This is a genomic window from Methanobacterium sp. (assembly GCA_016222945.1).
Lineage (GTDB): Archaea > Methanobacteriota > Methanobacteria > Methanobacteriales > Methanobacteriaceae > Methanobacterium_D.
The window spans coordinates 1-19,225 of record JACRPY010000007.1; the positions used below are offsets into that span (position 1 = coordinate 1).

At 32.1% G+C, this 19,225-nt stretch carries 18 protein-coding genes and 1 pseudogene; 11 read left to right on the top strand and 8 right to left on the bottom strand.

The window, feature by feature from the left end; translation table 11 throughout:
- Window positions 1-237: 237 nt before the first annotated feature.
- Window positions 238-624 (bottom strand): hypothetical protein, encoded by a 387-nt coding sequence (locus HZC47_11145; GenBank protein MBI5681439.1) that lies wholly within the window; start codon window positions 622-624, stop codon window positions 238-240.
- A 19-nt stretch (window positions 625-643) separates the two neighbouring features.
- Here HZC47_11145 and rimI point away from each other — a divergent pair, with 19 nt between their 5' ends.
- From rimI to HZC47_11190, 9 genes are all read left to right on the top strand, one after another.
- Window positions 644-1,087, top strand: a complete 444-nt coding sequence (gene rimI / locus HZC47_11150; protein MBI5681440.1) for a ribosomal protein S18-alanine N-acetyltransferase — start codon at window positions 644-646, stop codon at window positions 1,085-1,087.
- A 127-nt stretch (window positions 1,088-1,214) separates the two neighbouring features.
- Entirely contained in the window at window positions 1,215-2,297 is a 1,083-nt protein-coding gene (gene carA / locus HZC47_11155) for a glutamine-hydrolyzing carbamoyl-phosphate synthase small subunit (protein MBI5681441.1), read from the top strand.
- 115 nt (window positions 2,298-2,412) lie between these two features.
- Window positions 2,413-5,592: a carbamoyl-phosphate synthase large subunit gene (gene carB / locus HZC47_11160; GenBank protein MBI5681442.1), complete on the top strand. Its 3,180-nt coding sequence runs from the start codon at window positions 2,413-2,415 to the stop codon at window positions 5,590-5,592.
- 279 nt (window positions 5,593-5,871) lie between these two features.
- Entirely contained in the window at window positions 5,872-7,116 is a 1,245-nt protein-coding gene (locus tag HZC47_11165; protein MBI5681443.1) for a PKD domain-containing protein, read from the top strand.
- A gap of 573 nt (window positions 7,117-7,689) precedes the next feature.
- Entirely contained in the window at window positions 7,690-8,553 is an 864-nt protein-coding gene (locus tag HZC47_11170) for a hypothetical protein (protein ID MBI5681444.1), read from the top strand.
- A gap of 147 nt (window positions 8,554-8,700) precedes the next feature.
- Window positions 8,701-9,852 (top strand): amidohydrolase family protein, encoded by a 1,152-nt coding sequence (locus tag HZC47_11175; protein MBI5681445.1) that lies wholly within the window; start codon window positions 8,701-8,703, stop codon window positions 9,850-9,852.
- 171 nt (window positions 9,853-10,023) lie between these two features.
- A complete protein-coding gene (locus HZC47_11180) occupies window positions 10,024-10,473 on the top strand; it encodes a universal stress protein (protein ID MBI5681446.1) in 450 nt (149 codons plus the stop codon).
- 64 nt (window positions 10,474-10,537) lie between these two features.
- Window positions 10,538-11,374 (top strand): CBS domain-containing protein, encoded by an 837-nt coding sequence (locus tag HZC47_11185; protein MBI5681447.1) that lies wholly within the window; start codon window positions 10,538-10,540, stop codon window positions 11,372-11,374.
- Window position 11,375: 1 nt separating this feature from the next.
- Complete coding sequence (locus HZC47_11190) at window positions 11,376-11,798, top strand: hypothetical protein (protein ID MBI5681448.1); 423 nt, start codon at window positions 11,376-11,378, stop codon at window positions 11,796-11,798.
- A gap of 16 nt (window positions 11,799-11,814) precedes the next feature.
- On the opposite strand, the gene larE is transcribed toward HZC47_11190, so the two are convergent.
- The 7 genes and pseudogenes from larE to HZC47_11225 all read right to left on the bottom strand — a co-directional run bounded on the left by larE (window position 11,815) and on the right by HZC47_11225 (window position 17,304).
- A complete protein-coding gene (gene larE / locus HZC47_11195; GenBank protein MBI5681449.1) occupies window positions 11,815-12,870 on the bottom strand; it encodes an ATP-dependent sacrificial sulfur transferase LarE in 1,056 nt (351 codons plus the stop codon).
- Window positions 12,871-12,990: 120 nt separating this feature from the next.
- Window positions 12,991-13,638 (bottom strand): TfuA-related McrA-glycine thioamidation protein, encoded by a 648-nt coding sequence (locus HZC47_11200; GenBank protein ID MBI5681450.1) that lies wholly within the window; start codon window positions 13,636-13,638, stop codon window positions 12,991-12,993.
- Between the two features lie 120 nt (window positions 13,639-13,758).
- Window positions 13,759-14,250: pseudogene (locus tag HZC47_11205) on the bottom strand (TIGR00295 family protein).
- A gap of 31 nt (window positions 14,251-14,281) precedes the next feature.
- The gene (tfe, locus tag HZC47_11210) at window positions 14,282-14,758 is read right to left on the bottom strand and encodes a transcription factor E (GenBank protein ID MBI5681451.1); all 477 of its coding nucleotides are present in this window, start codon (window positions 14,756-14,758) and stop codon (window positions 14,282-14,284) included.
- Between the two features lie 328 nt (window positions 14,759-15,086).
- Window positions 15,087-15,929, bottom strand: a complete 843-nt coding sequence (locus HZC47_11215) for a coenzyme F420-0:L-glutamate ligase (GenBank protein MBI5681452.1) — start codon at window positions 15,927-15,929, stop codon at window positions 15,087-15,089.
- Between the two features lie 12 nt (window positions 15,930-15,941).
- A complete protein-coding gene (locus HZC47_11220; protein MBI5681453.1) occupies window positions 15,942-16,823 on the bottom strand; it encodes a hypothetical protein in 882 nt (293 codons plus the stop codon).
- Between the two features lie 25 nt (window positions 16,824-16,848).
- Entirely contained in the window at window positions 16,849-17,304 is a 456-nt protein-coding gene (locus HZC47_11225) for a hypothetical protein (protein ID MBI5681454.1), read from the bottom strand.
- 155 nt (window positions 17,305-17,459) lie between these two features.
- On the opposite strand from HZC47_11225, the gene HZC47_11230 reads away from it, so the two are divergent.
- Both HZC47_11230 and HZC47_11235 read left to right on the top strand, forming a co-directional pair.
- Entirely contained in the window at window positions 17,460-18,149 is a 690-nt protein-coding gene (locus HZC47_11230; GenBank protein MBI5681455.1) for a class I SAM-dependent methyltransferase, read from the top strand.
- Window positions 18,150-18,492: 343 nt separating this feature from the next.
- Window positions 18,493-18,951 (top strand): hypothetical protein, encoded by a 459-nt coding sequence (locus tag HZC47_11235; protein MBI5681456.1) that lies wholly within the window; start codon window positions 18,493-18,495, stop codon window positions 18,949-18,951.
- Window positions 18,952-19,225: the final 274 nt, after the last annotated feature.

Below are 19,225 nucleotides of genomic sequence, written 5' to 3' on the forward strand. Positions count from 1 at the left end.
CGCAACACCCAAAACAGACTTATAATTACCAGGATTAACATAATGAACATCAGCAAAAACCACACCACTACAAAAAGAAGATGCAATAATTAAAAACAACACCGATACAATACAAAACCTAAAATTCATAATACAATAATAATACAATAACAAATAAATACTTAACGGTAATGACTTTATATAACCACAAAAAACAAATCAAAATAGACTTAATTTTTACATTTAATAAATTTAATTTCATTTGCTTGAAATCTTATAAAAAGTGGCTTTTTTATAGTTTACAAGCTTCATTTTATTTGAATTTATAAATTCAGTTGAAAATGGTTTTATTATAACATCTGCGCCGATATTTTCGGCTAATTTTATTATATGGGGCTGTAATTCTGGTTGAGGTCTTATAGAATAGATTAGGGACGATCCCTCATATATTTTTAAGTCAGGATTACTAATATCATCTTGAATAACCTCTTTAGAAATAGATTTAATATCTGTCATGACAATAGATGAATTAAGGTTTTCCTTTAAAGTTAAGGCAACTTTATGGAAGTTTCCAACGCCAACTTCTACTATCTTATTTGCATTGGCGTAGTTATTGATGATATATTGAGCTAAGTCTTCCCACATTTCTATCACGGAGATATTTATGATAATAAGAGAGTTTAAACGTCCAGATCTTAAAAGAGTTCTGGAAATTGAAACAGCATCTTTTGATGATCCTTATCCTGCAAGCATTCTTATAGATGTTTATAATTTAGGGGCTGGATTTTTAGTGGCCCAGCAAGATAATATGGTGGTAGGATATATTATATTTTGGATCAGGTATGAAGATGAAGGCCATATAATTTCACTTGCTGTAGACAAAAAATATAGAAAAAAAAGCGTAGGAAATGAGCTTGTAGGTTATGCAGTAAATATCTTTGATAAATGCCATGTAAGAGATATAAAACTTGAAGTTAGGGCTGGAAACAAGGGTGCAAGGAAATTCTATAAAAAATTAGGTTTCAATGAAAAAGAAATAATCAATAATTATTATGAAGATGGAGAAGATGCGGTAGTCATGAAAAAAGACATGAAGAAAACTCCATGAATTATAACTTAAAGAATTAAATACTTGAAAATCAAATGAAATTAAGGAATCATTCACTTGATTCAAACTTACTACTTATACTACATTAATATTATTTAAATGAAATTTCATGATTAACGGTGATTAAATGATGAAAGAAGCAAAAATAGCTTTAGAAGATGGAACAATACTTATAGGGGACTGTTTTGGCTTTGAAACTACTAAAACTGGAGAAGTGGTCTTTGCAACAGGGATGACAGGTTATGTGGAATCACTTACAGATCCATCATATAAAGGTCAGATTTTAATGAATACTTATCCATTACAGGGAAATTACGGCGTATCTGAAGAATGGTTTCAGTCAGACGGGATAAAAGCAGAAGGATTTATAGTAAGGGAAGAAAGTAATCATCCTTCACATAGTATGTCGCAAAAAAGTCTTTCAGATTTCTTAAAAGAGTATGAAATTCCAGGAATAAGTGGAATTGATACAAGAGAACTAACCATTAAAATTAGAGAACATGGAACTATGAAAGGCGCTCTTTCAACAGAAGAAATCGATGACGAAGAATTGTTAAATCTTGCTAAAAATCAGCAAAACATAGAAGAAATAGACCTTGTAGATAAAGTTTGCGTGGACAAACCTAAAATTTTAGGGGAAAACTACAAAAAAAGAGTGGCTATTCTTGATTGCGGTATAAAAAACAATAGTATTAATGCTTTTCTTAAAAGAGAGATGGGAGTAGTCGTTTTACCCTATAAAATGGATTATAAAGAGATTCTTGATTTTGATGTTGAAGGAGTACTTGTTTCAAGTGGTCCAGGTGACCCTACACGAGTAAAGGAAGCTATTGAAAATGTTAGAAAACTCTCAGAAAGACTTCCTATGTTTGGAATATGTCTTGGACAGCAAATAATAGGTCTTGCATTTAAAGCTAAAATATACAAAATGAAATTTGGACATAGGGGAATAAATCAGCCTGTAAAAGACCTTAGAACTGATAAAGTTTCTATAACTTCCCAAAATCATGGATTTACCATTGACCAATCATCAATTGAGGATACTCCTCTTAAGCTAACTCAAGTGAACCTTAATGATGGTACTCCTGAAGGAATTGAACATGAAGAACTTCCAGTTTCAAGTGTCCAATACCATCCAGAAGCAGGTCCAGGACCTCATGATACGGATTACACTTTTGACAGGTTCATTAAAATAATGAATGAATACTAATAAAACCATTATTTCAATATTAGGATGAAAAACGATTAAATATTGGATTAAAGCATAATTCAATGAATTTAAACTCACTTATTATAAAAATTACAAATATAACGGGGACTATAAAATGCCGAAGGATCATGACATAAAAAAAGTTCTTATCATTGGATCGGGGCCAATTCAGATAGGTCAAGCTGCTGAATTTGATTATTCCGGTTCACAAGCATGTAAATCATTAAAAGATGAAGGAATAGAGACGATACTAGTAAATAGTAATCCTGCAACAATCCAAACAGATATTGATATGGCAGATAGGGTGTATGTGGAGCCATTAACTCCTGAAATTGTTGCAAAAATTATAGAAAAAGAAAAACCAGACGCAATTTTACCAACAATGGGTGGACAAACTGGTTTAAATGTTGCCACAGGACTTGAAGAAATAGGGGCTTTGAAGGGTGTTAAAGTTATTGGATCATCAGTAGAGACAATAAGAAATGTAGAAGACCGTGATCTTTTCGATAGCTTTATGAAAGAACTTAATGAACCTGTACCTAAGGCAAAAGCAGTGGACACATTGGAAAAAGCAGTAGAAGCAGTTGAACAGATTGGATATCCAGTTATTGTAAGGCCTGCTTTTACATTAGGCGGTACTGGTGGTGGAGTCGCATATAATGAAGAACAACTTAAAGAAATAGCGACTCGCGGGCTGGATATGAGCTATATTGGACAAGTACTTATAGATGAATCGGTAATGGGCTGGAAAGAGTTTGAATATGAAGTAATGAGGGATAAAAACGACACATGCATAATTGTGTGTAACATGGAAAACATTGATCCTATGGGAATACACACTGGAGAGAGCATAGTTGTGGCACCATCACAGACTTTAAGCGATGATGATAATCAAAAGCTTAGAAATGCATCAATTAAGATAATAAGGGCTCTTAAAATCCAGGGAGGGTGTAATATACAATTTGCTGTGCATCCAGAAACTGGAGACTATAAAATAATTGAAGTTAATCCCCGAGTGAGCAGGAGCAGTGCACTGGCATCAAAAGCCACAGGATACCCCATAGCAAAGATATCGGCCAAGATTGCTATTGGAATGACCCTTGATGAGATACAAAATGACATTACAAAGGAAACACCGGCATCATTTGAACCTTCAATTGATTATGTAGTTGCTAAAATCCCTCGATGGCCTTTTGACAAGTTTAAAGGAATAAATAAGGAGATAGGCGTGCAGATGAAATCTACAGGTGAAGTCATGGCTATAGGTCGGACGATTGAAGAATCACTGCATAAAGCAATACGATCACTTGATATAAGCCGCTTTGGATTTGATGATGTTGATTTTGACACAGAATCACTTGAAAAAGCTACAGATGAGCGTATATTCCAGGTTTACACTGCACTTAAATCAGGGATGAGCTTAGAAGAAATTAAAAAGATAACAAAAATTGACGAGTTTTTCCTTTATAAAATTATGAATATAATTGATTTTGAAAGGCAATTAAATAAAGATACTATTTCTAACGATTTAATGCTTCGAAAAGCCAAAAGAATGGGTTTTTCAGACAAAAAACTTTCAGAAATTACTGGATGCAGTGAAAAACACATAAGAAAAATGCGGAAAGAAAAGGGCATTATACCAACATTTAAGATGGTTGACACTTGCGCTGCTGAATTTGAAGCAAAAACTCCTTATTATTATGGTACATACGAACAATTTGACGAAGTGAATGTTTCTGATAATAAAAAGGTTATAATACTTGGTGCAGGACCAATAAGGATTGGTCAAGGTATAGAATTTGATTATTGTTGTGTTCATGGTGCAATGGCACTTAAAGATGAGGGAATAGAAGCTATAGTTATAAATAACAATCCTGAGACTGTTAGTACAGATTATGATATATCCAACAAGCTTTATTTTGATCCGTTAACATTTGAAGATGTTATGGGAATTATTGATAAAGAGAAGCCCCATGGTGTTGTTGTCCAGTTCGGAGGTCAAACTTCTATAAACTTGGCTGTACCTCTTGCAGAAGAGGGAGTAAAAATACTTGGAACTCCACACGAAAGCATAGACCGTGTTGAAGACCGTGAAAGGTTTACTAGGGTTTTAGAACGTCTTAACATACCTCAGGCAGAGTATGGTACTGCTAATTCGTTTAAGGAGGCTAGTATAGTCGCTGAAAGGATTGGTTTCCCTGTACTTGTGCGGCCTTCCTATGTACTTGGTGGGAGAGCTATGGAAATAGTTTACGATAATGTAGAACTTAAAGAATACATGAAAGAGGCTGTAAAAATATCTCCTGAGCATCCCATACTTGTGGATAAATTCCTTGAAGATGCAATTGAAGTAGATGTGGATGCGTTATGTGACGGGGAAGCAGTATTCATTGGAGGGATAATGGAGCATATAGAAGAAGCTGGAGTCCATTCTGGAGATTCGGCATGTGTTATACCTCCGCAAACAATTCCAGAAGATGTTCTTGACACAATTAAAGAATATACAAAGAGACTTGCCCTTGAATTAGATGTTGTGGGGCTTATGAATATCCAGTATGCAGTAAAAGAGGATGGGGAACATAAAGTTTACATTTTAGAAGCAAATCCACGTGCAAGTAGGACAGTTCCATTTGTAAGCAAAGCTGTAGGTATCCCTATTGCAAAAATAGCTGCAAAACTTATGATTGGACATAAACTAAAAGATTTAGGTCTTACAGAGGAAATAAAAATTGATCATGTGGCAGTTAAAGAATCAGTATTTCCATTTATCAAACTCCCGGAATCAGATTCAATATTAGGGCCTGAAATGAAATCAACAGGCGAAAGTATGGGAATTGACGAGAATTTTGGGCTTTCATATTATAAATCTCAACTTTCAGCCAATATGAGGCTTCCAACAGAGGGTAAAATATTTATAAGCGTTAAAGACGCGGATAAAAATAAGATCCTGGATATAGTTCAACAAGCAGCGAAACTTGGTTTCAAGCTAATGGCAACAAGAGGAACTGCAAGAGCAGTTGAAGACCATGTTAAAATTGATAGAATTAAAAAAATCAGTCAGGGCTCGCCAAATATAAGAGATGCTATATTGGATGGGGAAATTGGCCTTATAATAAACACGCCATCAGGTAAGCAATCTGCAGATGATGGCTATTTCATAAGGAGAAAAGCTGTTGAATTAGGAATACCCTACGTTACAACACTTGCAGGAGCTCGTGCAGCTCTAAACGCCATTGAAAAAGTGCAAGATGGTGAAGTAGGAGTAAAATCCTTAAATGAATACCATAGTGTTTAATTTTTCTTTTTTTAATATTTAAAAACCATTTTTTTATTTTTAAGGTATTTTTGAATTTTTTTATATCTTAAATAATTATTTTCAAGTATTACACTTAAACTCATTTTAGAATATTGTTTTATAGGAGTATATGTCAATTATCACTATGAATTATTGAAAAAGATTATAATTATGTAAACAATTAGTTTATAATCACGAAATTATTTTCAATAACATTTTATCCATGGGGGAGGTTCAAATTTGTCTAAAATTAAAAAAATAGAGAGTTTAACATTAATAATGGCGATATTTGCATGTTTTTTTGCATTTATACCTGCGTCTGAAGCCCATATACTTGTTATAGGTGATTCACTGAATGATTATGCTGATGCATACGCTGAAACAACAGCCCTGGCTACTCAATTAAAAGCTAAGGGTTATGATGTTCGGGAACTTTATAGAGAAAACGCTACTTCTAAAAACATCCTAAAAGGCATGTATGGTGCAGATGCTGTAATTTATGCAGGACATGGTGGTTATCAATCTGGAAATTACGATGAACATGGTGGAACAGCAACACCTCCTTTTGCGCTTGTTGGGTCTGATGATTTTATCTGGGGAGTCGGCGATAAAATGCGTGAGGGATGGGGGTCTAATACATTTACAGCACCATTTAAACAAAATATCCCTGTAATATTGCTCCATGCATGTTTTTCAACAGGATGGGTTGAAGAATATGAAGTTGCTAATCCTGCGGAAACCATTTATAATTTTGCCAATATGTTTGTTGGTGCTGGGGCCAATTATTATGCAACTGCATGGAATGGCGCTGAAATAGTCCATGATTTTTTAAATGGGGCAACAGACTTTACAGCAGCCAATAATCAAAATTACGAAAAGATTACAACATCAACAACATATAATGGTGTTCAGGTATGGCATAATAATCATGGATACGCAGCTTTTGTAGGTGATTGGAGTGGAAAATTCCCTTCAGTAGCTGAAACCACAGCTTACGATGATGCAGCCGCAGAAAACTGGTACAATAGTGATAGAACTAGAAATGTTTTAACAAGTCGTTTTTCGGTTAGTGGCACACCGTACTACACTAATCAGCCAATAACATTCACTGATACTTCTACTGACGTAGGGGGAGATATTACCAGTTATTCGTGGAATTTTGGAGATGGTACTGCTGATACATCAGCAAACCCAACACATACATTTACAAATCCAGGAACATACACAGTTACTCATACAGTAATTGACAATAACACTAAGATATCCACAAGCACGAAAAACATTACAGTTACAAATCAACCAATTACTCCAATATACACTCCACCAACCCCGACGCCAGTGCCTCCAGTTGTAATTGCGCCATCACAGCCAAATTACAGTTATAAATACTTGAAAAAGTATAAATATAAAGGTAAATGGAAAACTAAGTGGGTTTATGTATTGATTCAAAAATATTTGAAAAAATATAAATCTAAAGGTAAATGGAAATATAAATGGGTAACCAAAAAGATTTCATGGAGTTAAATAAAGGTATTAAACTGTTTTAAAATTCCTTCGGGGATTTGAATGGAAAAAAAGACTATTAACAGTTTTGGGCTGTTAATATGTTTTTTATTCTCTATTTTTTTTATTATTTTTAATCTGTCTGATTATATGGAACTATTTTAGAGTAATTATTTCCTTCAACTTTTAGTATTACTAATTTTTAAGATAATTATTAAAACATGTTACTATAGTCACTTATAATTATAAAAATAAAATTTAAATTATGTGAAAAATTTTTAGGACAAGTGACTATATTCACTTAATAGTATATAAATGAAATACAAATTTTGTGAATTTTTGATTTTTAAAGGATGATTAAATCTTAAAATTTTTATATACTTATTAATTATTAGATTAGTCCTAAGAAAAATCTTTGTATTCGTTTTTTTAATTTTTAAAGCTTTAAGAAGCTTTTATTTTTTAATTATTATTTTCAAATGTGATTAAACGCCCTTTAAAGCCCTAATAAGTAGATAATCATGTGAAGACATACTATTGTACAGCAATAGGGAATAAAATTTATTGTATTTTTTATAAAAGGGGGACACAAACGTGCAAAAAACTCAAATGATTAAAATAATGAGTTTCGCACTGGTAACTATTTATTTAATGAGTATTCTATCTATTTTACCTACTACTGAAGCCCATGTGCTCGTAGTAGGAGATGCAAATAATTATAATGAAGCTTTAAGCATAGGAACCAAATTAAAATCAGAAGGATACAATGTTTTAGAACTGTATAAAGAAAACGCTACTTCTAAAAACATCATAAAAGGAATGTACAATGCAGATGCTATCATTTATTTAGGACATGGGGGATACATGCCTGGAAGCTATGATGAAAATGGAGGGGCCGCAAAACCTCCTTTTTCACTCATAGGAACCGAAAATTCAAAAATGCAGTTTATATGGGGAATTGATGATAAAATGAAAGAAGGGAACGATGGAAATCTTTTTATCCCTCCCTACAAAGACGGAATACCTGTAATTCTATTACATACTTGCTTTTCAGCAGGTTGGTCTAAAGGTAAAGAGATTTCTAACCCTACAGAATCAATATACAGCTTTTCAAAAATGTTTAGAGCAAAAGGTGCTAACTATTATGCCACAGGATATCCCGGATCAAAAGTAATTGATTCACTTTTAAATGGGAATAACTTCGCTAGTGCCAATAAACAAAATTATGAAGTAATAAGCGAATCAACAAATTATAATGGCACTCAAATATGGAGAAACACTCATGGAAACTCTGCTTTTGTAGGGGATTGGAATGGAAAATTCCCAAAAGCTGCACAAACCACACCTTATGATAATAACGCTGCCGAAGAATGGTACAATAGTGTAAATCATTCTAAAAATCAAGATGCCATAATGCAAATACTAAATCCTATAAACGCGGTTTTAGAAATGTTATAACTTGAAAAAAACAATTCATTTATCCATTAAAACCTTTTTTTATTAAATTCCATTAAGACAGTTAATCCCACGAGGGTTTTAATTTCTTTTGTAGTAAGGAGTTTTGCTATAATATTAAATATACAAAGCAAGATATCATTATCTCATATGATCACAATCGAAAACGCCACAGTTCTTTATGGGGAAGAAATGAAAACATTAAAGGCTAATGTTGTAATCGAAGACCATAAAATCACAGAAATCAGCAAAAATAATATAAATAAAGGCAAGAAAATTGATGCAAGAGGCTGTATTGTGGCTCCAACATTTATTAATTCCCATGTACACATAGGAGATTCCATAGCAAAAGATGTTGGTGATGGAAAAAGCATAGATAAAATTGTAAAACCGCCAGATGGTCTAAAACACCGCATACTAAACGAATCTAAACCTTCAACCATTATAAATTCCATGAAACAATCTATGAATGAAATGATTGCAACAGGCACCACTACATTCGTTGATTTTAGAGAAGGCGGATTTGAAGGAATTGATTTAATAAATGAAGCTGCTAAAAATATGCCTATCCAAAAAATAGTCCTGGGGCGTCATGACTCTTTTTTTGATCCTGAAGCTCGAAGGGCGGATATAAAAAAAACAGCTAAAAAGCTAATTGAATCATGTGACGGAATAGGTTTAAGCGGATTTGGAGAAATAAGGGATGAAATAGCTAGTTTAATCACAAAAATCTGTAAAAAGCACGGTAAAATATCAGCAATACATACAGCTGAATACGAAAAACTCCAGAAAGACTCAATCTGCAAAACCGGTAAAAGCGAAGTTAAAAGGGCAATTGAATCCAATTTTGACATGTTAATTCATGTTACATCCCTAATTAATAATGATTTAGATTGTTTAAGTAACAGTAAAAGTTCTGTGGTTTGCTGCCCTCGATCTAATGGTGCACTTTCAGTTGGAATCCCTCCAATAAATGATATGTTTAAACAGAACATAAATATGCTTCTGGGGACAGATAATATAATGTTTAATTCTCCAAACATGCTAAGAGAAATGGAATACACTTTAAAGGTTACAAGAGGTTATTACAAGGAATATTTTTCGCCAGTTGAAATATTTAAAATGGCAACTATAAACGCGGCAAAGGTATTAAATTTGGATGGAGGTTACATAGAAGAAAATAAACTGGCAAATATCATTATTGCCAAACAAAAGTCTGAAAACCCCATACTGTCCATTATTAACAGGACAGAACCGCAAGAAATAATTAAAGTGATAAAGGATGGTAAAATCATACATTAAATGATTTAAAACTGTTAAAGAAGTTAATAAAATCTATATTTAGATTAATCATATTATATGGCTTGAAGAAGAGCTAAAATCCATGATTTTAATAAAGTATAGATTTTATATAATACCTAAATCCATAACCATTAAAAGATATAGGGATTAATATACTTTAGAGGTGAACTCATGTACAAAAAAATTTTATTACCAACAGACGGTTCTAAATATGCTAATAAAGCTGCAGAACATGCAATTTGGGTTGCAAATTCAAGTGGCGCAGAACTGGTGGTTTTAAACGTGATTGAAACATCTTCACTGGTTGGATTGCCTGCAGAAGACCTTATAGTACGAATTAAAGAAATGTTAAAAGAAGAAGGGCGTAAATCCCTGGATAAAATTTCTGAAATATATAAAGAAAGTACAAAGGAAGGAGAATTACCAAAAGAAGTTAAATTAACCACAATAACTGAAGAAGGTTCTCCTGCAGATGTGATAATTAGAAAAATAAAAGAAGAAAATATTGATCTGGTTGTAATGGGTACATCAGGAAAACATGGGTTAGACCGATTTTTATTAGGAAGTGTAACTGAAAATGTAGTAAGATCAGCACCATGCCCGGTTCTGGTTGTGCATTAAAAATTGAATTAAAATAAAAAAAATTTAAATCTTATTTTACTTAATGGATTTAGTTGGTGTAAGAATGCTTGTAAAAGAGGTAATGTCAGAGGATATACACTATATACAGGTTCCAGGAAACCGTCAAAGTGCTTTGGAACTAATGAGGGAAAGAAATGTATCAGGACTACCAGTAGTTAAATCTGGGACAAAAAAGCTATTAGGATTAGTTACAAGATCAGATCTGGTTAACAATCCGGATGAAGAACAGCTAGCTTTGATCATGACCAGAAATCTTATAGTAGCTGCGCCTGATGATAATATTAAAGATGCTGCAGAGAAAATGATAGAAAATAACATTAGAAGAGTTCCAGTTGTGCAAGATGATGAATTAGTAGGCATATTAACTGTATTCGACATAATAGAAAAGGCTTTATGGAAAATGAACATCGAAGAACCAGTTAATGATTACATGATTAAAAATATTCCTACAACATGGGAGCGAACTCCTTTAAATGTGGCATTTGAGATAATGAGATATTCTGGCTTTAAAGTTCTATTAGCCTTAAGCAAAGAGGGTAAATTATCAGGAATACTTACTGAAACTGATTTTATAAATGAAAGTGAAATAGTCTCTGAAAGATCAGTCCATAACACCTCTGTAGGTACAGAAGGAGATAAATGGTCATGGGACAGTACAAATGTACTATATGTCATAAAAAATCATCTTAAATTCTCTGATAAAGAAGTTAAAGACGTTGTAGCATCAGATCTTGTTTTAGCAACCACAAGAACCACAGTAACAGAATGCGCAAATAAAATGAGGCACCGTAACATCGAACAGATACCAGTTATAGATGTTGAAGGTGAGTTATCAGGACTTGTAAGGGCCACTGACTTAATAAAAGCAATCAAGGATTAAGATGACAGAAACATTAATTCTTAAAATAACATCAGAAAAGGGAAACATACGTGTAGTATCCAAATTTAATGGAGAAGTATCCGTTAAAATAATACTACTAAAATTGATCCTTGGACACTGCTGGTGGACGGATATTCCTGTGGTTGAAACAATATTCAAAGTAATAGAAGATACAATCAAAAACACTATTAAAGAGGTTTATGATTACAATGATCTTACAATAGATTATGAATATAGGGCAAATGACCTCTTAGATGATGCTTCTAAGATTGAAATCTTCATAAACAGCGTTACTGTAGATGAGGTAGAAATTGAAGTAACTGGAAGATATATCTCATTTGATGGCGAAGATAGAAGAAGTTTATGGAAGAAAACAACCAGCTTTAGAAGAAAAGTCCAGGAAAATGTTTTTAAACATCTTTAATTATTTTTTAATCAAATTAAACTAATTTTCTCCTAATAAGAGGCAATACCTCAATTAAAAGGGCTTCAGCATCTTCTTTATCTCTAACCCGTCTTGCAACAACCTTACCTGACCTGAAAATAGTTACATTTTTCCCATCAACTTCTAACATGGTTAATCCCATTTCATCAGAACATTTAGGAGATCCTAAATTTTCAAGCTGAATGCACGTATTTTTAATATCCACTTCGTAAGGCAGCTCTGTTTCAAACATTATCTTATTTGCTTCGTCTTTACAGGGTTTATAGATTACTAAATCTTTTTCAGGCTCCCCATAACCTGTAATATCCAGTGCAACTCTCCTAAAGCCAACAGCTTTTAATTCTGAATTTATATGATTTAAAACACCCATATTAAGAAGTTTTGCTACATCATCAACTTCAATTCGTGCAATACCATTTTCATCCCTAACTCGTACAGGACCTTCATTAACCATGTTTTTAATCAATGATTCGGCGTAACTTATTCTGTTTATTTTTTTAGATGTTATCTTGTTGTATCTTGCAATTCTGCTTGCAAAACAAGTGGTAGAAGTTGAATAAGTTATATTAAACTTTTCTAAAGCCGTCCGCACATCATCACCAGTAAAACCAGCATATACAAGGGGACTAATTATATTCTTTTCATAATTAACTGCTATTCCTGGTCTGTCCTCAAGTAAATCACTGATATTTGTACCATCAATGATAATATCAAATCCTTTTTCTTTAGCAGCATCCTGTAATTTACTGTACATTATATTTTTACAAATAAAGCATCTGTTAGGTTGATTAGATTTAAAAGCCTCATTTTCAATGAAATTTTCATGAATAACCTCATGAAAAATCCCTATTTTCATAGCAATTTCTTGGGCATTGCTTATGCAATCTGCCGGTAAAACTCCATTATCCACAGTTACAGCAACAGCCTCTTTACACACATCTTTTGCAAATTTTGCAATTAAAGTACTGTCTGCACCTCCAGAAAATGCAACTAGAACTCTTTTATCCTTTAAATATTCCTTCAATTTTTCTATTTTTTGTTCAAGATTCATAAACTCATCCTTTAATTGTTATGATGGATTAAATTTTTGATAATTATTAAATAATTGGTTTTAATTCTTTTTTTAGGGTTTAAATAAAATATTGGATTATTGAATATTAATAAACATGATTCATAGACTATTTAAACTTTTAATGTATTTAACAACATCAATAGCATCATTTCTTTTAATATCTATTCCGTGTTCATCTAAAAACTCTTTAAGCTCTGCTACTTTTTGGGGATCGATATCTACGTTGCTTAAAACAAGATTATAATTTCTTTTTGGATAAAAAATAGATTTAGCTGTATGGATTAATTTTTTAAATTCGCTCTTTGAAATTAATCCGTTATTTAAAGCTGTTTTAAAGCTATATTCCATACTTACAAGGGAATCTGAAATTTGTTTTAATGTAATGGGGTCCATAACAATAGCTACATCATCATCTGACTCAATAAACCCTTCCTTGTACTGTTTATAAACATAACCTATTCCTACCATTCCAAAATCATCGAGTTCAGATGCTCGAAGTGCACCCATGCTTGCACCGCCCACAACTATAACGCCTTTTTTGAGGGCATCTAATATCTCCCGATGGGAAACTGCAGGGGTTTGGTGAAAAACACCGTCAATAATCCCAATTATATCTGGATTTTCATTTAATGCCGTTGTTACGTCTCCTCTTTTAATTGGGGGGCGGTAATCAGCGTCTAAAATCTTTGATGCTTCATCAGGGTGTAATGAAGGGCCGGTAAATATTATGATTTTTTTAGAATGCAATTTAATCTCCAAAAAGTGTTTTTGTGTAGATAATATGTATTATGTCAATAGCTTTAAAAAATTTTCTTAAAATTGAAATTAGAAACGGTGATTGGAGTTATAAAAATGTGCAAAATCAATTTAAATTACTATTTTTTCACCTAAAATTTCATAATGAAGCTTAATAATTCTAGGAATTGAAGGATGGTTCTTTCCCAGTTTTTCAGTCCATTTTTTAATTACAAAATCAATATCCACTTCATCGCTCCAGTGAACCAGGTTATCGGCATGTGCAACTATTTTTTCTTCTAAAGAAATAGGAATATAATCTTTAGGGGGTAAACCAAGTAATATGGCTTCTTTTTTTGGAATACCGGCACCAATATGTCTTAAAGCTATGTTTGCAACTTCATCTGTAAATCCAAGCTCTTTCAACATTTCTGCACCCACAATGGCATGATCTATGCTGTTTGTTTTGCATCTACCGATATCATGGAGCTATGCACCGGTTTTTAAAAGTTCAATATCTACATCAAAATTAGAAGATAAATCCAAGGCCTTTTTGCATACTGCCTTAGAATGTTCAATTAAATGTTTAGGGCAGTTTAAACTCTCTAAAACGTTAACTGTCAAACATTTGCCCCATTATCAACTTAAAATAAAATTAATTCATCTTTTCTTTTAATTCTGTGATTAATGAGGAGTTATCATGGTATTCCAGTTTTAACTCACATTCTGGACATAAGAAGTTGTACTCAGATGCATCTTCAAAGTTGTACCTACATCCATTGATGCATGTAAAGAACATGTTATCTTCTTCATATGCAAGTGAAGCTTCCATTTCTTTGGAGCTTTTCTCATATTTACTTGCAATGGTTTCAATGACTCTTTCTTCTTCGAATTTCCAACTGTAAGTGTACCATTGAGTTTCAGGGTCTTTGCTTCGCTTGTAGCTTGCAAGCCCAGCATCATACAGTTTGTACAGGATTCTGCGTACGATGTTTAATCGTAATTCAATTTCTTCAGATATTTCTTCATCAGTAATCTTACCTTCCAGAAGGCATTTGATAATAGAAATACTGTTTTCATTGTCATTAGTTATTTCTTGAATTAACTCTTGAACGAGAGGTTCATTGAGCATTCCAGCCCCTTCTGAGATGGAAGACTTTATTGATTCATAAGTTAAAGGGTTGTTAGGCATTTTTTTTCCTCCTTTTGAAATTTGGGCATTCCAAGCAACGGTTTAGATCGGTACAAATTGTATTAACAATATCTAATGGATATTATAGTTAAATAGCATCCTATTTCATGTTTTAATTATAAAAACACCAAAAACTTGAATTCCAAATTCATCTTCAAGACACAATTAAAGCGACATATCTTGATGTTACTATGTATTATTGTTTTCCTACTATTTAATTATTTTGATATAATATTGATGGACATAAACACTAATAATTAAATAATAATTATTTGCGCTTTCTTACTATAACTGCAGGCATATGTTCAATTGAACTTAACATTTCAACTGTTACGCCATCAATTTCTAAATTAAAGGTTTTGCCCATGTCATAAACAGTTTCCATGCTATATTCATTCTGATTTTGATAATCATCAGCAACTTTAGCAATTTCCATAATCTCTTCTAAATCCTCTATTTTGGAAACTGCAAGGGGAGTTGGACCTTTAATTTTCCCAAACCTTCCTAAAACATATCCAAAGAATCCAAAATTGGATTTAATTTCATTTATAGCGGTAGGGAGCGATGTAAACAATTTTCCCAAAAGTTCATATGTTGCGTCTGTATCAATTATACTTACTACAACTTCTTTCCCCAAATTTTTAGATATTTTCCTAGCTATATCCTCCACTACTCCAACTGGATTTTCAGGTAAAAGAGAAACATAGTTCCCTGGAGCGTTACTTAAGTCAATTCCAGCTTCAGAAGCAGGTTTTAAGGCATGTTTTAGCCCATAATATTTTAAAACAACTTCTTTATGTGCTCGGGCTTCAGGAGGTAAATTTCTTAAATTTTTAATAGTTCTCTTTTTAATGCCCAAAATAGGCCCTAAAACATAACCCCAAATATATTTAGACCAGATATCTGCCAGAAAAGTTGCAAGAAGGGATGGTGTAAATTCAGACTCATCCACAAGTCTGCCCTGTGATATGGCTAGGGGAGTTTCTGAAATAACAAGAAAATCACCATCTTCCAATAAATCCTTTGCACTGTTAATTATAACGTCATAAGGTTCATTTGGCTTTATGTAACCTGTTTTTACAGGTATAACTTTGTATTTTGAAGTTTTCATATCTGCACATCACTATTTTATGATTAAAATTGCAATAACTGCAAATATTGCTATTGCACTTATTCCAAGAATCATGTCCTTTTTCTCATTGGAAATCACTGTAGGGTTTTTACGCATTCTTCCAATGTATTTTAAATCGCTTTCACGGATTTGCATATAGAAAAAAATGTTAATCATTATTGAAAGAGAAAAAGCATTTGTAAAATCATCTTTTGAAAATTGGCGAAAGAAGTAACAGAGGATAACCCATTGTAATATTAAAATGGAACCCATGGCAACTGCATAATTGGCTGAAACATTATCTTTTTTAAATATAAATTTAGAATCATTGTTTATGGCATTATTGGTTGATACATTATCTTTTTTATCTCTATGATAATATCCGTATATAAAAGCCATCATCCCTAAAGTGATTCCATATAGGAATATAGGGGCGTAATAAGCTATAAAACCTGCTAAACTACCAATTATTATAATTACGCCTGTAACTATTAGTATTAATTTTGTTTTATCTGTTAACATGCCAATTTTTGCTTTTTGACCATTTTCAGGAATATTTAGATGATTTATGTGCATTTGGTTAACTAAAATTATTGTAACTAACAGTAAACTGAATAAATAAGAGTAAAACACTGTTTTTATATAAACTGGATTATAATAGAAGGTATAAATCAGTATAAGCCATTGAATTACGTTAACACTAAATATGGTAACAATAAAATTAATTGAAACATTAACTTTTTTATATTCACTAAAAAATCCAAATACAATCCCTATTAAACCTATTGTACTAAAAAACAAATCCAAAGGAGATTTAGACCCTAAATAACTTGCTAAAAAATACAATGTTATCCCAATTCCGAGTAATATTGGTATTAATCTGTTTTTATCCATTTTTATCCTCTATTTCATCTTTAATCTATACTTTTTCTATGTATGCTGCTTTAATAGCAGGTAACTCTTTGTTTGCTATTTCAGGCATTGTTTCGTCTTTTGCAGGATAATAGTATTCTCCGTAAACGGTTATAATATTGCCTTGTTTAAATGGCATAGTTGTTGAGTAAGTGACGAGAATGTAGGGGTTTGGTGAGAGTTCAGGTACATTAAGTACTATTGATGTTCTTGTTTTGTTGAATTGGATTGTTTCTTCCTTTTTTTGTATTGTGCCAGCTACTTTGACTTTTTGCCCAACTAAAGAAAATGGATCTTTTGATACTTGGGACATGTTAAGTTCATTGCATGAGTTTTTATATGTTGAAATATTGTTTCCTTTTACAGTAGGTAAATAAAAATCGCTTTCTTTCCCCTCAAATCCAAAAGGGAATCCAAACATTAAAACATATGCTGAAGTCGCTATTACTACAATTAGTAGCACTGCTAAAATTTTACTTAATTTTTCCATTTCATCAAATTCCTTTTTTACATAATGAATGGGATTGAAGTATTATTTATCTTTTCCTTTTTTATTTTAACTCAATTAATACCTAAAATAATAAATAAAAATGAGTAAAATAGAACATATTTGGAGAGATGAAAATGCAAAAACCTGATAATTCCACACCACACCAAGCAAAGGATTATGATTCCAATATTTACAATACAATCCCATATTATGCTCTTTTTCATGAAGAAACAATTAAATTAATTAAATCAATGGGCATTAAACCAAAAACATGGTTAGATACTGGCTGCGGCACCGGAACACTGGTAGAAAAAGCATTAAATCATTTTCCAGATACACAATTTTTACTTGCAGATCCCTCCTGCGGAATGCTGGATGAATCTAAAGAAAAATTAGCTAAATATGAAAGTAGGGTTATTTTTTTAGAACCGGCAGCAAGCCACAAAATTTCCATCCCTTGCACTGTTGATGTGGTTACAGCAATCCAATCACATCATTATATGTCTAAAGAAGAGAGATTTGAAGCAACAAAAACAGTTTATAACCTTTTAAATGAAAATGGCGTTTTTATAACCTTTGAAAACATCAGCCCATTAACAGAAAAAGGAATTGAAATTGGAAAAAAATATTGGAAAAACTTCCAGATTTCAAAGGGAAAAAATGAAGAAGAAGTGGAAAATCACCTAAAACGTTTTAACGTGGAATATTTACCTTTAAACATAGAAGAACATCTTTCTTTACTTAGAAAATGTGGATTTAGTGTTGTTGAGATGTTCTGGTATTCTTACATGCAGGCTGGGTTTTACTGTATTAAATAGTAGAATTTAGAAGAAATTTTATGGTGCAGCGTAAGGATGAGACTTTTAGGTACAATGCAGAATAAGATTTCCAGTGAGAATGAAATTGCAGTAATTAACTTATTTTTAAAGTTTATTTTCTAATTAATTTTAAAAAATCAACAAAATATCATATGTAGATAAAAAAAATGGTTTTTATTATTAATTAATTCCTAAATAGATTTTTATAAATAATTTATGTAAATAATATAGGAAGATTTATTAAGTGAATATTAAAAAAAATTATACGGATTTTCTATAATGGTATGGGGGAGTTTAACTGAGAAAAATTAGAGATAAATCTAATCCTGAAATAACTAAGGATATGTCATTTTCTAAATGTTTTAGATGTAGTACTATAGTATCTCATCATGAGATTTATGACTCTAAATATTGTGAAAATTGTGCAAATGAGATTAGAGATGCAAAAAATAAAGGATATCAAAAATGTGTTTTTTGTGGCGAATATTTTCCACCTTTTGAATTGTATGATTCAAAATATTGTGGAGAATGTAAAAAAGAAGTGAAAACATGCAGAGAATGTGGAAAAGAGTTTATTCCCGAAAGAACTTATTATCATACTTGCCCTTTATGTTATTTACCTGAAAAACCTCCAGAAATCAATGATTGGCAAAGATTACATGATGGATCTATCAGAGTATCTCCTAATCTAAATAATTTACCTAAAGAGAATCCTTCAAAAACATGTAGAGAATGTGGGAAGGAATTTATCCCTGAAAAGAGTTATTATCATACTTGTCCTTCATGTATTAAAAATCAATAAAATGTGTATAAATGTATATGGTTTATGTTTATTCAAAATCCAACCTAAAATAAAAGATTTTTTTAGTTAATCCACTCTCTTCAGTCATTTCTTTATCAAATGTTCTTTATCACGCCACGTTTAGTTACTTCCAAACATTATGTATTTGCATTTATGTAACATATATAATAGGTTGGATATTAATTCATATCTGGAGGAATTGATTATGGATAGAATTTGCCCGGCTTGTGGAATGTTGATGATATATAATGAAAGGGATGACCGCTGGTATTGT

Bases quoted from the DNA above. Each gene is read 5' to 3' on its own strand.
- HZC47_11235 (MBI5681456.1), top strand. From the start codon at position 18,493: ATGTCATTTTCTAAATGTTTTAGATGTAGTACTATAGTATCTCATCAT.
- HZC47_11215 (MBI5681452.1), bottom strand. From the start codon at position 15,929: ATGAAAACTTCAAAATACAAAGTTATACCTGTAAAAACAGGTTACATA.
- HZC47_11180 (MBI5681446.1), top strand. From the start codon at position 10,024: ATGTACAAAAAAATTTTATTACCAACAGACGGTTCTAAATATGCTAAT.
- larE (MBI5681449.1), bottom strand. From the start codon at position 12,870: ATGAATCTTGAACAAAAAATAGAAAAATTGAAGGAATATTTAAAGGAT.
- HZC47_11175 (MBI5681445.1), top strand. From the start codon at position 8,701: ATGATCACAATCGAAAACGCCACAGTTCTTTATGGGGAAGAAATGAAA.
- HZC47_11220 (MBI5681453.1), bottom strand. From the start codon at position 16,823: ATGGATAAAAACAGATTAATACCAATATTACTCGGAATTGGGATAACA.
- rimI (MBI5681440.1), top strand. From the start codon at position 644: ATGATAATAAGAGAGTTTAAACGTCCAGATCTTAAAAGAGTTCTGGAA.
- HZC47_11190 (MBI5681448.1), top strand. From the start codon at position 11,376: ATGACAGAAACATTAATTCTTAAAATAACATCAGAAAAGGGAAACATA.
- carA (MBI5681441.1), top strand. From the start codon at position 1,215: ATGATGAAAGAAGCAAAAATAGCTTTAGAAGATGGAACAATACTTATA.
- tfe (MBI5681451.1), bottom strand. From the start codon at position 14,758: ATGCTCAATGAACCTCTCGTTCAAGAGTTAATTCAAGAAATAACTAAT.
- HZC47_11185 (MBI5681447.1), top strand. From the start codon at position 10,538: ATGCTTGTAAAAGAGGTAATGTCAGAGGATATACACTATATACAGGTT.
- HZC47_11230 (MBI5681455.1), top strand. From the start codon at position 17,460: ATGAAAATGCAAAAACCTGATAATTCCACACCACACCAAGCAAAGGAT.
- carB (MBI5681442.1), top strand. From the start codon at position 2,413: ATGCCGAAGGATCATGACATAAAAAAAGTTCTTATCATTGGATCGGGG.
- HZC47_11145 (MBI5681439.1), bottom strand. From the start codon at position 624: ATGTGGGAAGACTTAGCTCAATATATCATCAATAACTACGCCAATGCA.
- HZC47_11165 (MBI5681443.1), top strand. From the start codon at position 5,872: ATGGCGATATTTGCATGTTTTTTTGCATTTATACCTGCGTCTGAAGCC.